Here is an 11994-nt window from a genome sequence, read left to right as displayed (position 1 = left end):
GTAGATCCGAGCCAAAGCAATTCCCTCCTTGCGTTTATATGGTTTAGACTTTTTTTGGGGAAATGAGGGAAAGAAACGATAGCTTTATTTCCAGCCTTTTGTAGTGCCATCCACAGATTGACGAGTGCATTTGAACCTCGATTCTAAAAAGCCTCTCTGTTTTTGGTTTTTAAGTCGACCTTGTTCGGAAATCCTTCTTCTCCAGCGTTCAAATCGATCCCTCGGTAAAAAATGTCTCATCAATTTTACAAATTCATTTGGGCTCAGAGAAAATTGTTTCTGAATGGCTTCCCAAGGCGTGCGGTCTTCCCAACCCATCTGTATGCAGCGTTCAATCGTTTCTGCATCGAAGGATTGGATTCGTTCCATAAGAGATCTGGAAATGCTCATCAATGTTTAGACTTCTTTATATAAAAGAATTATTCTAATTAAAAATTTTTTGAGTAAAAGAATCTGATTCAAAAATAGAAAAGGATTTGGAACAAAGAGAGACATGTCTCCCATTGTAATACATTCAATGAATATTTTAATCTGGGATTTTTGGAAGAAAGCAGGACCAAATAATGCAAAAGCTTCTCTATCTTTTTTGAGCGACACGGACTTATTACAGGACTATCTAGAAATCCTATTCGAAGTCGAGGAGCTTAGGGATTATTTTATCCGTTATCTCTGGATCTTACGAAATGAACCAGAGATTGAAACACTCATCAATCGTAAGGATCTTCCTGTACCTCTATTGCTCAATTTTTTATACCATGGGTTTGGAAAAACCATAGCAGAAAGAAACGCAGAATCAAGTGAATATATCTTAGAACTAGTATCCAAATTATCTTCCGCACAAAGTTTACGGATCCTACTAGACCATACAGGACAACTGAACGATCCTACACTAAAGATTTTTCTCATTACAAATTTAGATGCAGTGAGTTGGGAGGCATTCTTTTCTTCACTTGAGCAAGAAGGGGGCGTTATCGAGGGCTTAGTCGAACTATTTTCTGAGATGGACCAAAAAACAATCGACCAAGTCTTTTTTACCAATCCTCAATTGTACCAATATGTTCGCATGGTGATCGTATTATGTGATAATGACAACCCAATCCATATGGAGTTTTCTCAAAAGATCGAACCTGTATTTGTAAAACTAGAGAAATGGGATAAATTCACAAAACAAATGGCAGAGTTTTTTCCTTATGAAGTCGAAAAACAACTGAAACTCCAAGAAAGAAACCCCAATCGACTTTCCATATTATTACATGAACTGAATGCTTTGGAATCAGAATACCAATCTTCGGTTGTGGAGTACTTATTCCACCAACACATCATTGTTGACAGAGAAGAAAAAAATATTCTCACTAGTGCTCTCAAAAACTACCAGGAAAATAAAAAGTTTTTTCTATTTTAAGCTCCTAATCTCTTTCGGCTCACTCCAATCACGGTTATATCATCTTGTAAGGGCATGCCCTCTAAAAAATTCTTTTGTAATTCTAAGATCTTATCGATGTCTTCCCGAAAGGAAATGACTTCCTTCTGTTGGAAGTACTCTTCCAATTTCATTTCCCCAAACTCCAATTGGTCTGCATTCCATTGTTCTGTCAGACCATCAGTAAACAGACAGATTGCATTGCCAGGTAAGAATTCAAATTCATGGGATGTATATTCCGTACTTGGCTTTACACCGATGATTCTACCTGTTTTTTCCAATCGAGTGATCACTTGGTCACGGATTAAAAATTGAGGTGGATGGCCGGCCGAGGCATAGCGAATTAGGTTTCGGTTGCTATCTATGTCTATGATGGTACAAGTGAAGAACTGGTTTAGGTTTTTGAAGGAATGGTAATACTCACTATTGAGATATTTCAATAGTTCATGAACACTATAGTGCCCGCGTTTTAAAGATTCGTAGATAGTTTTGATAGCCATTGTGATGAGTGCTGCCTGCACTCCGTGTCCCGTGGCGTCTGCAATAAAGATCCTCTGCAATCCAGGTTTTAACTCAGCGATATCAAAAAAGTCACCACCGACCTCCGATAAAGGTAAGTAGCGAATCGTAATTTCTAAGTCCCCAATCAGTCTATCTTCTTGGTTCAATATACTCGCTTGTATTTTTTTGGCTGTGTTGAGGTCGTTTTGTATCACACCTAAGTTCAATTCTAATTCATGAGTGAGTTGTTCTTTTTCTTTGATATTCGTGCGGATTTTTTCCAAAACCAAGTTGTAACGTTCCGCAATTTGACCAACTTCAGTAAACGGTTCGATGGAGACATTTTTACTTAGATCACCAGTTTGTTTTTGGTATTCCATCTCAGAGAATAAATCATACAGCTCTGTAGTAGCACGGTGCTCTGTGAAGTTAAGTCCTTGTTTTTCCGCTGATTCTGATACGCGGAGCGGATAAAAACGGTTGATAAGAGATAACAGAAGATAGCTGAGAGAGAATGCAATCAGCCCACAGGCGATGATGCCCAGTGCCTGCACTTGGATTTGGCCCCATCGAGTCAAATTGGAGTGAAGGGTTTCTAAATTTGCAAAGAGCCCTACCGCTAGTGTTCCCCAGATACCTCCCGTTAGGTGAACCGGGATGGCTCCCACCGCATCATCTAACTGAAATCGTTCTAACAACTTTCTTGTTTCAAACATTAAAATGCCCGATACAAAACCGATAAAAAGTGCTTCTTCAGAGCGAACTGCATGGCAAGAGGCAGTTATGGAGACAAGCCCGGCTAGGGCACCATTCAAAGGTAAGGTGGCCTCCGCATAAGATAATCGCAACCAACCATAAATCAAAGCGGCAGCCATTCCGCCCGATGCGGCAAGCATAGTATTGGCAAGAATACCAGGAATACTCTTTGAAAATGCTAATGTGCTCCCTCCATTGAAGCCGATCCATCCAAACCAAAGGATGAGGGTGCCGAGCATCGCAATGGGTAAATTGTTCCCAGTGATTTGGTTTACTTTGCCATCGGTATCAAATTTCCCCATACGGTTCCCGATGATCATCATGGCCGAAAGACCCACCCAACCACCTACACTATGTACGACGGTTGAACCTGCAAAATCTACAAACCCCAACTTTGCTAACCATCCTGTCTTAATGCTTAGATCCGCGAGAGATCGGCCCCATACCCAATGTCCAAAAAAGGGATAAATAATGGAAGATATCATCGCCGTAATGAGGATATAGGCACCGAATTTCATCCGTTCTGCGACAGCACCCGAAACGATAGTCGCAGCGGTTCCACAAAACATTAACTGGAAGAGAAAGAATACTGGCAGTTTTGGATTGCTGAGTGAAAATTCCGGAAGGAAGTGGTCTGCACCATACCAACCTTCTATTGAATTTCCGTACATTAGGCCATAACCGACCGTATAAAATAAGATGGTCGCAATACCAAAGTCAGTGATGTTTTTGATCGCGACATTGATTGAATTTTTTGTGCGTGTGAGGCCAGATTCGAGGCAAAGAAAACCAGCCTGCATAAAAAAAACCAAACCAGAGCAAATGATGATCCAAAGAATATCAAAGTCCTTTTCTAACATAATGCCTCAATCATAAGTATTGTAATGGGAGATAGAAACGTAATTCTTTTGAGAGTGATTTAGATTATAGATGCATTTGGTTGCGAAAGAAAGCGATTTTTAAGAAAACAAAGGTTCCTTGGGCAAACGAAAGAAATTCGTAGAGAAGGGCACGAGAAAATTAGGATTGGGTTAGTACTTCTTCCCATTGGCTTTCAATGATTTCAAAGCTTGCTGGGTTTCGTTTGCCTTTATACACGAGTCGAATCGTAAGGTTTGTATCAATTAAGAAAGTTGCGGCTTGGGAAAACTGGTTGGGAGGAATCCGAACTCCAAAATAATCCATGAGTTCATAATCAGGGTCGGCCGCAAATAAAAACCCAACAGGATTGTAGGCCAACCACCGTTTAATCGTAATTAGTTTTTCACTAGAAACAACAATGACTGTGCCTCTCTTATTTTTTAATGTTTCTACCCAAATTGCTAAATTCTTTAAATGGATGTTGCAAAAAGGGCACCAGGTCCCTCGGATGAAAACAAGAAGTAAGGGACCATCTCGCACAATTTCTTTGATAGAGAGAGTTTGGTTACTAGAAAGCTGAAGTCTATAATCACGAATGGTTTGGTCGACCTTCAAAGAATCCGTCTTTTTATTCACTCCCGGATCGATTTGTTGCATAAACCATTCTCGAATGCTTAACATAATTCTACCTAAAACTCTGCTTTGGCCTTTGAAAGAAATTGAGTAGCATATGCGACTCCAAATCCATCCGATACTTGGATCCTTGGGAAGCTTTGGAATAATGCCATTTTAATAATCGCCATGTGATGGATAGAATGTTCATTGCAATAGGAAAGTTCTCTATACAAGGAGGATTGGATGTGAGACCTCAATTCTAATTTGTGCGAAGATACATGTAGCAGTATTGTTTTGTCAGGAAAAGAATTCGAAAATTCAATCCGCATCAATTGAATGAATTCAATGGTATAGTTTCTGTCTGATTCTATTTTTAAGGATCGTTTTCTTGCATCATAGTCAATCTCTCCTTTTTTATGCCCTAAAAGAAACTCTTGGTAAAATTCTAAGATATGCCGAACATGCTGGGATACAGATTTATTTTGGAGAATAGAGATGGGCTCATAATACTCTTTTTCTGACATTTTTGAAAGTAGGGAGTCCAGAGAATCTAGGATAAAAAGTGTTTCATTAAAAAGATGCATGAATCAATTCCTTTTTAAAATACGATTGTATATAGAAATCAGTTCTTCTTTTTGATTGAAACATAAGACTAATGCGGCAAACAAACAATATACGGCCAGACCAAAGAGCAGGCCGTGGTCGCCAGCAATTTCAAATCCTAAAAATAGAAAATGGATGGCAACGATATTTACCATCATTCCTGCCGTGAAGAATGCTCCTAAGGCTGCAGTTCTAGGTATGAAAAGCATGATGCTCAATATAAGTTCAGCAAGTCCTGCTCCAATCCTTCCCCAAGGTTCCATACCTAAACTACTGAAAATAAAGACAGATTCTGTAGCGGCGGTAAATTTGAAGTATAGAGTTTGTAGCAAGATAATGGCCAAGCTAAGTCTTAAAACTATATTCAATCTATTTTTTGTGATCATCATGTTTTCCTTTTTTTGTATGAATACTTAATTTTGTTGTTCTTGGGACTGTCTCTCTGAGATGCCTGTCTTGAATTGCGAAGGTGATTCATTTGTTATCTTTTTAAATAATTTGCTAAATTGACTCATATCCTCAAAGCCTAGTTCATCCGAAATTTCCGTGACTGATTTAAGTGAAAAAAGTAACAGACGTTTGGCTTCCAAAATAATCCTTTGGTGGATCCGAGTGAGCGGTGGATCTAGTTTCGCTTTCTTAAATGTTGATGATAACTTTTTTGCACTGACACCCAACTCAAAAGCATAATCATTGATTTGCTTTTGCTGTCTAAAATTTAAGTCTACGAGTAGGTTGAATCTACGAATGAGCTCGATTTCTTGAGAGTTCCCATCAATCGCGCGTACTTGTTTTTTCCCAATTCTAGTTAAGATGATAATGAGTACTTTTAAAAGGCTCACCAACATTTCTCCGTGCACAGGGTCCTTTTTTTCGAATTCGACTTTAAACAATTGAAAGATTTGATGGGCTGACTCTCTTTCAACGGGATCTAGGTTATGGATAGCAAAGGTTTGAGCTCCATAGAAAAGGATCCCATTGCAAGAAATCTCATGGTCATGGTCTCTCAAGCAATAGAACTCTCGGTTGAAGGATATACATGTAAATGGTTCTTGGTTGGGTATCAATCTTACAAAATGAAAAGAGGTGGTAGTCGTAAACGAATGCGGTGGCAAATAGATCAAGTTTGCATCACAATAGAATTTTAATTCAGTACTTCCTTGGTTCCAAAGGATATGGTTGGCGGAAGGCTCGCTGAAAACATGGGATTGGTCAAAAAACGCATTTTCGGTATAGTGAAAGAACGCACCTGTCTTTTCATCCTGGAATAAGTAACTTTCCCACTGCACTCTATCTGTATCATAGCACCTTCTTGAGGAAATGAGAAGGTCAGAAAGTCCTTTTTATTTGTCAATTTTTCCCGAGAGAGTCGTCGGATCAGTTGTCTGCTACACAACGGACAAAGTAGCCTGTCGTTTTAACAGATGAATCATAGATATTATTGATCGTCGATGTAAAATTTACATACCATGCCCTTGTTGTATTAATGGCATCAGTGGTTGAGGTCCAATGGTGTTCAGAAGTAGAAGTGCCTACATTTGGAAATGTCGTACGATCGATAAAGGGCGCTGAATTTAAGGCATAATTGTACAAACTTGCCAACTCATTTCTGTTAGGTAGTCTCCATGTTTTACCCGCCAAGGTTAATTGTGCACACTCGGAAAGTCCTTGTGTCCATGTTCTTGGGCTTGCCGATCCAGAACAGGTAGCATCATTGTTTTGACCGATTGCACAACGTTGCCATAGAAGACCAGTTTTTCTGTCAAATACGGTTCCATCTGTGTTCACGGTAAAATAAAATCCTTCTCTAAATGAAGAGCTGGCCACGCAGCGCGCATGGTAATTATTATTTGTGTTAAATGTCGCATAAGAATTTCCATTGGAGTAGTCCAAATACCACGCAAAACCAGTATTAAAGGGATACGGAGTTGATGACCAATAGGCAAAATTAAATGTTACAGGTAATTCCGTTGTCGCCGAAAGGGTAAACGAGGTTTTGGAGGCATCGTTTGTCGAAAGTAGTTCTGTCATTGTTGGTAGACGCCAAGTTTTGAATCCGGCAAACCCCGCACCAGCATTCAAACTATTCATATTGCTACATTCCAGGCTTGCATCCGCAAAGGTAAACTGATTGCCACTTACAGCTGTGACACATGTTGCACCAGAAAAACCTTGGGTGCAGGATTTCCAGATGATCCCCATCGTATTCTCACGAGTTATATGATCTGCGGGATATGCTGATGGTGCTGAAGGTCCCGTATAATTTCTGGGAGATCCCTTTTGCAAGGCTCCATCATCATTTGCGGCATAAGAGATGATCTGGCCTGTTTTCACTAAAGAATATGAATAGATTGCCTGGACAACCTCACTATCTGTGGTTCCCGGTTTTATAGCAATCGCTTGGAAAATCGTGCCTGCCTGTTCTGGAATGAGAAAAGGTTCTTTAAATACTGGACTGGATGCATTCGGAATGCTTCCATCCGTCGTATAATAAACTGTTGCTTCAGCATCATCGTTAGTGATACGCACTGATTGAGGGCTTGTATAGGTTCCAGGCTTAGGTAGAAACCTAGGACTAGAAACTCTAGTTTGGTCCACGCGGAAATTGCAGAAATTGCTGCGATCCAGACCAGTTAACTTTGCATTGACGACGATATAAAAAAAATTGCTCCGCGAATCACAAATATTGTAGATCTCAGTTGGCTTGCAGGAGAATGCGAGAGATAATTGGAAATAGAGAAACAGAGGTAATACGAGATGTGCTTTTTTAATCACGTATACCCTTGCCTTCTCATTCTGCTTATACATCGCCTTTACTCAAAAGGCGAGAAATAGATATCTGATCAAAAGATAGAGAACAAAGCCAAAAGGACCAAACATCAAAGTGAAAAATAATGCCGGAATCAAAAGATATTGTGGAAGATTGATGGAAAGTGCATCCCTCCATTCGTAGGTTCCCACTAACATATCAAAGGCTAGGTAATGAATCCATCCTGCGAGGAGTGCATTTTTATTGCGAAATAAACTAGCAAGTCCATCCAGTGTCCGAAAGTTTCCTTTGCTCTTTCCAAAACTTAAACTAATGTAAAGGGTATACAATAACGAGAGACCAATAGGAAATGCGAAAGAATTTACTACGAGAGCTGTGTACTCCCAGTTCGGGAGAGCTGCCATTAAGATCCAAGGTGGTAATGCTACGATATTGGCGATGCGAAAGACTTTATCTGGTGACATAGGAAGTACCTCTTCCTTCAAAACTTAGGAAAAACAAATACAGAGTCAATTTTTTTAACTGCAGATGACTTATACGAATTCCATTTCGTCTACTGAGAGGAAAGGAGTCTAGCAAATGGAAGCAGGTATCGGAGTTTTTGTACTTTGTTGTATGAGTCTACTTAGCCCCTTCTATGGCGTGTCTGAAGGAGAATTGCACGGTTGCCCTCCTTCACCCAATTGTATTTCCTCGCAAAGTATGAAGTTCAATTTGATACACCACACAGAGGCACTACAATATTCCGTTAGTCGTGAGGAAGCCTTTCGAAAGGTGAAAGGCTTTATTGATGCATCAGAAAACGTGCATATAGATGAGATTCGTGAAGGTGAATACATCCGTTTAACATATTTCACAAAGGTATTTCGGTTTCCTGATCGTGTGGAACTCTTTTTCCCCAATTCTGAACAAATTGTTCAATTCCGATCTCATTCTTGGTTAGGCTTTTGGGATGTATTTGCCAACCGAATCCGAAGAGAGAAGTTCCAACGTGTGCTGACCGCAGAAGACCCGCCTAAAAAAGACGAGGTATTTTTATAATATCTCCTTGACAGGAATTGTGCTTGTATTTATGGTTTAACTGTCCGGCGACATTTACACTTCATTAAATTACTTCAGTTCTCTCTCACCTTGGCTTGCATTCCGATTCCTTTTCGAAGTTTTCTTCCTGCACATTCCTGGCGTATTAGTTCTGTTTCCCTTTAGGGGGATGCTTTTTTGCTGTTTCTGTTGCGGGCCAAACTATACACCAAGGAAACAATATGTCAGTAAACATTTATGTTGGCAATCTCTCTTACGAAATGACGGAAAGCAAACTCAGAGACCTTTTCTCTGCTCACGGTTCCGTTTCATCCATTAAAATCATCACCGACCAGTATTCCGGCGGATCCAAAGGTTTTGGATTTGTTGAGATGGACGACCAACAAGCGGCTAACAATGCAATCCGTGAACTGAATGGACAAAACATTCTAAACAGAGAATTGAAAGTTAACATTTCAAAACCAAAAACAAATTCTTGGAGATAATCTCTCGGAAGATACTCTCTGTTCGAATCAACAGAGAGTATCCTTGCTCCAGCTCTAGCAGTGTGACCAGGAGCTGAACGCGAAACGCGCGCTCGACTTTCTCTATCGGTTTTACATCAGCTAACAAAAACTAGCTTCCCAGCCAATCAATTTATTCAATACTCTTCTTTTCTTTCCAATTTCGATGATTTCTCCTACGATTAATATTTCGAATGCATGGATGTTGTGAACCCATCGGGAGTCCCCGCACCAGCGATAGCAGCGGAAATCTCTCCCATCTAATAGCCGCTTGGTGGTGGGAGGATTGTAGCGGAGAGCGCGGTCGAGAGACATAGTGAGATATCGATCCACCAAGCGGTCCGAGGTGCCCAGACGATCAAAATAGAAAAAAAAGCAGTTGACGAATTCGGGCAAATTATCTATCTACTGATAGATAGAAGAGGTGGTTTCATGGACCGAAATGCGATACCTGCGAATGAAGATGCCCGGATGAGAGCTTTGGCGGCTTACGATATCCTAGACAGCGAGAAAGAGGAGTTGTTTGACGACCTGACCCGTCTCGCAGCGGAGATTTGTGGCACACCGATTAGCCTCATCACACTGGTGGACAAAGACAGGGTGTGGTTGAAATCCAAAGTGGGCATAGATGCGAGCGAAATGCCGAGAGAAGGCGCCTTTTGTTCCCAAGCTATCCTAAGCGATACAGGAATCGTCATTTCCGATGTACTGGCAGATCCCAAATACCGAGAGCATGCAAATGAAGGCCAAGTGGGTGTTCAATTTTACGCAGGCACACCTTTGAAAACAAGAGATGGATTTAATATTGGAACACTTTGTGTCATTGACACAAAACCTAGAGAAATGAGCGAAGAAAGACTCAACCAAGTGCGCATGTTGGCCAGGCAAGCCATGGCGCAGATCGAACTTAGGCATAATTTGGATGCTCTTGCAAAATCAACGCGTAAGGCAGTCTCTTTAGAAAATTTAATCAAGCGGTATACCTCTAAGAGTGTTTGGGAACGTGCAGATGTGACCGTGGAAAAAGGGCATCTTGATTTGCATGATGAAGAGGTGCAGGCAACATATTTCTTTTTGGATGCAGTCGGCTTTACAAAGTTAAGCGAACAATTGGGATCGGCTGCAACGGTTGAGTTACTCAATACGTACTTTAAACCAGTTGTAGATCGTATTTTTGCCAATCGAGGGGACATCGATAAATTTGTGGGTGACCAAATCTTTTGCCTCTTTCCTGACCCAAATGATGCGCTAAGAGCTGCTATCGAAATCAGAGAATTGGTAGAACGATTGAACAAAGAACGCAAAGAAATGGGGCTCGTCGCTTTAGAATTTACGATGGGCTTAAATGTCGGAGCATCGATACGTGCCAATGTTGGCGGTGAGGATCGACGGGACAATACACTGATTGGAAATGCAGTCAACATTGCAGCTCGTTTGCAGAAGGCATGTCGACCTGGAAGTATCTTGATCAGTGATTCACTTTTGCGGCTAGTCGATCGCACGGTTCACAGTGTGCAGGCGGTAAAACTCAAATTAAAAAATGTGTCTGAAATCCTACTTGCTCATTACGTGGAAGTTGGACCAAGATAACCTAGATGTCGACAAAGGATGAAATTCTAAAGCTTGCAAACCGTGAACTTCAGGAAAAGGGTTTGCATAGTCTGAGTTTTCGAGAGCTGGCTGCAAGCCTTGGAATCAAATCCTCAAGTATACATTATCATTTCCCACAAAAAGACGATCTCATTCAGACACTGATTACTGAATATAGAAAGTCTGTTTTCGGTGGTCTGAAACAGATGGAAGGAACAGTGCAGCCTGGCCGCGAAAGATTGGTATTGCTGGTTGAGATGATCGGTAAGTCACTGGAAAGTCGTCAATGCACCGCTGGTGTTCTTGCAGCAGAGTCTGCTCAAATTTCCGAGAATGCCAAAGATCTAGTGAGAGCATTTTTTGAGGAGCTCATGGCTTGGATCAAAGCTGAGCTCTCCGCCATGGGCAAAACAGATGAGGATGCCCAATTGTTATCTTCTGTGATCCTTAGTGCCATCGAAGGAAGTTTGATGTTGGATTGCTTTAACAAACGTTCCGAGAAGTTGAATCATGTTAAGCAGTACATTAAAACCTTATAAATGGGGTTGTATCTCTATCCAGGCATGGGTATGCGTTCGGGTTTTGAGAGCAAATACAAAGATCAGCTTTTTTTAGATTTCCGCATCTTCTCTTTTGAAAGCAAAACCAGGGCATCAAATCTTAAGTGGTATTGCAATATATATTCTTGTACCATTGCCTTTTGGTCTTCCTTGGGAAGTTCTTTGATAAAACGTAGGATAGCACCTGTTGTATGTGCCATATGGAGAGCAAATGGTTTGATCTCCTTAATCGTTAGTCCTTTAAAAAATTTAAGTGCAGTGCGGATAATGAGATCTGCATTGCGATAGCTATCCAAATTATCTTCTCGGATCAATTCTGGAATTGCCCTTGCGCCAGACCAAAGATGGTTGAGTGCTGTATCTTTTTCAAACATTTCAATGAATTTCATAATGGCAATTTCCCCTTTAGCTCTAAAATCAGAAAGCGAAGTTGCCGACGAAAATAAGTCGCTTGTTTGGGAAAACATAGCCTCGTAATATTCCCGCATGATCGTTAATAAAAGAATATTCTTGTTTGGAAAATACTGGTAGAGCGATCCAATCTGGATGCCGCATGTATCTGCGATTTCACGCATACTCACGTCATCTACCCCTCTATCACCAATGAGTTGTTTTGCGGTCTTTAGGATGAGCTCAACTCTCTCCTTGCTCCGCGCCTGAGTAGGTGGTTTAAAGGCTACTTTTTTCATCGATTGCATACTTTTCCCTAGGAATTTGTCTGACCAGTTTTTTTGTGAATTTGAATTTTTTTCTTGACCGAAAGAACAAATATGA

The 11994-nt window shown here is 40.7% G+C and carries 14 protein-coding genes; 5 read left to right on the top strand and 9 right to left on the bottom strand.

Annotation, left to right across the window (positions count from 1 at the left end; all coding sequences use genetic code 11):
• Positions 1-84 precede the first annotated feature (84 nt).
• Complete coding sequence (locus DI060_RS09640; protein WP_209452017.1) at positions 85-390, bottom strand: TIGR03643 family protein; 306 nt, start codon at positions 388-390, stop codon at positions 85-87.
• A 127-nt stretch (positions 391-517) separates the two neighbouring features.
• Here DI060_RS09640 and DI060_RS09635 point away from each other — a divergent pair, with 127 nt between their 5' ends.
• Entirely contained in the window at positions 518-1402 is an 885-nt protein-coding gene (locus tag DI060_RS09635; RefSeq protein ID WP_135355027.1) for an LBF_1199 family protein, read from the top strand.
• Here DI060_RS09635 and amt read toward each other — a convergent pair.
• The 7 genes from amt to DI060_RS09600 form a co-directional block, all read right to left on the bottom strand.
• Positions 1399-3537: an ammonium transporter gene (gene amt / locus DI060_RS09630; RefSeq protein ID WP_108976217.1), complete on the bottom strand. Its 2139-nt coding sequence runs from the start codon at positions 3535-3537 to the stop codon at positions 1399-1401. The genes DI060_RS09635 and amt overlap by 4 nt on opposite strands.
• A 160-nt stretch (positions 3538-3697) precedes the next feature.
• Positions 3698-4219: a redoxin domain-containing protein gene (locus tag DI060_RS09625; protein WP_108976215.1), complete on the bottom strand. Its 522-nt coding sequence runs from the start codon at positions 4217-4219 to the stop codon at positions 3698-3700.
• Positions 4220-4227: 8 nt separating this feature from the next.
• Positions 4228-4737, bottom strand: a complete 510-nt coding sequence (locus tag DI060_RS09620; protein ID WP_108976213.1) for a hypothetical protein — start codon at positions 4735-4737, stop codon at positions 4228-4230.
• Between the two features lie 3 nt (positions 4738-4740).
• The gene (locus tag DI060_RS19320; protein ID WP_108976211.1) at positions 4741-5145 is read right to left on the bottom strand and encodes a DoxX family protein; all 405 of its coding nucleotides are present in this window, start codon (positions 5143-5145) and stop codon (positions 4741-4743) included.
• Between the two features lie 24 nt (positions 5146-5169).
• Positions 5170-6045 carry a helix-turn-helix domain-containing protein gene (locus DI060_RS09610; RefSeq protein WP_108976208.1) on the bottom strand — a complete coding sequence of 292 codons (876 nt, stop codon included), beginning with the start codon at positions 6043-6045 and terminating at the stop codon, positions 5170-5172.
• An 88-nt stretch (positions 6046-6133) separates the two neighbouring features.
• Positions 6134-7531 carry an Lcl domain-containing protein gene (locus DI060_RS09605; protein WP_209452016.1) on the bottom strand — a complete coding sequence of 466 codons (1398 nt, stop codon included), beginning with the start codon at positions 7529-7531 and terminating at the stop codon, positions 6134-6136.
• 42 nt (positions 7532-7573) lie between these two features.
• On the bottom strand, positions 7574-7990 hold the full coding sequence (locus tag DI060_RS09600) for an ABA4-like family protein (protein ID WP_108976204.1): 417 nt from the start codon (positions 7988-7990) through the stop codon (positions 7574-7576).
• Positions 7991-8105: 115 nt separating this feature from the next.
• On the opposite strand from DI060_RS09600, the gene DI060_RS09595 reads away from it, so the two are divergent.
• From DI060_RS09595 to DI060_RS09580, 4 genes are all read left to right on the top strand, one after another.
• Positions 8106-8567: a DUF1499 domain-containing protein gene (locus DI060_RS09595; protein ID WP_108976202.1), complete on the top strand. Its 462-nt coding sequence runs from the start codon at positions 8106-8108 to the stop codon at positions 8565-8567.
• 203 nt (positions 8568-8770) lie between these two features.
• A complete protein-coding gene (locus DI060_RS09590; RefSeq protein ID WP_282097147.1) occupies positions 8771-9052 on the top strand; it encodes an RNA recognition motif domain-containing protein in 282 nt (93 codons plus the stop codon).
• Between the two features lie 450 nt (positions 9053-9502).
• Entirely contained in the window at positions 9503-10660 is a 1158-nt protein-coding gene (locus tag DI060_RS09585; RefSeq protein ID WP_108976198.1) for a GAF domain-containing protein, read from the top strand.
• 5 nt (positions 10661-10665) lie between these two features.
• Positions 10666-11199: a TetR/AcrR family transcriptional regulator gene (locus DI060_RS09580; protein ID WP_108976196.1), complete on the top strand. Its 534-nt coding sequence runs from the start codon at positions 10666-10668 to the stop codon at positions 11197-11199.
• 62 nt (positions 11200-11261) lie between these two features.
• Here the strand turns inward: DI060_RS09580 and DI060_RS09575 are convergent, their stop codons facing one another.
• A complete protein-coding gene (locus DI060_RS09575; protein WP_244594342.1) occupies positions 11262-11918 on the bottom strand; it encodes a TetR/AcrR family transcriptional regulator in 657 nt (218 codons plus the stop codon).
• Positions 11919-11994 lie beyond the last annotated feature (76 nt).

This window comes from Leptospira ryugenii (assembly GCF_003114855.1).
Lineage (GTDB): Bacteria > Spirochaetota > Leptospiria > Leptospirales > Leptospiraceae > Leptospira_A > Leptospira_A ryugenii.
This window is presented reverse-complemented; position numbering and strand designations above follow the sequence as displayed.

Excerpts from the sequence above, each read along its gene's own strand:
- DI060_RS09640 (WP_209452017.1), bottom strand. The coding sequence starts at position 390 with ATGAGCATTTCCAGATCTCTTATGGAACGAATCCAATCCTTCGATGCA.
- DI060_RS09635 (WP_135355027.1), top strand. The coding sequence starts at position 518 with ATGAATATTTTAATCTGGGATTTTTGGAAGAAAGCAGGACCAAATAAT.
- amt (WP_108976217.1), bottom strand. The coding sequence starts at position 3,537 with ATGTTAGAAAAGGACTTTGATATTCTTTGGATCATCATTTGCTCTGGT.
- DI060_RS09625 (WP_108976215.1), bottom strand. The coding sequence starts at position 4,219 with ATGTTAAGCATTCGAGAATGGTTTATGCAACAAATCGATCCGGGAGTG.
- DI060_RS09620 (WP_108976213.1), bottom strand. The coding sequence starts at position 4,737 with ATGCATCTTTTTAATGAAACACTTTTTATCCTAGATTCTCTGGACTCC.
- DI060_RS19320 (WP_108976211.1), bottom strand. The coding sequence starts at position 5,145 with ATGATGATCACAAAAAATAGATTGAATATAGTTTTAAGACTTAGCTTG.
- DI060_RS09600 (WP_108976204.1), bottom strand. The coding sequence starts at position 7,990 with ATGTCACCAGATAAAGTCTTTCGCATCGCCAATATCGTAGCATTACCA.
- DI060_RS09595 (WP_108976202.1), top strand. The coding sequence starts at position 8,106 with ATGGAAGCAGGTATCGGAGTTTTTGTACTTTGTTGTATGAGTCTACTT.
- DI060_RS09585 (WP_108976198.1), top strand. The coding sequence starts at position 9,503 with ATGGACCGAAATGCGATACCTGCGAATGAAGATGCCCGGATGAGAGCT.
- DI060_RS09580 (WP_108976196.1), top strand. The coding sequence starts at position 10,666 with ATGTCGACAAAGGATGAAATTCTAAAGCTTGCAAACCGTGAACTTCAG.
- DI060_RS09575 (WP_244594342.1), bottom strand. The coding sequence starts at position 11,918 with ATGCAATCGATGAAAAAAGTAGCCTTTAAACCACCTACTCAGGCGCGG.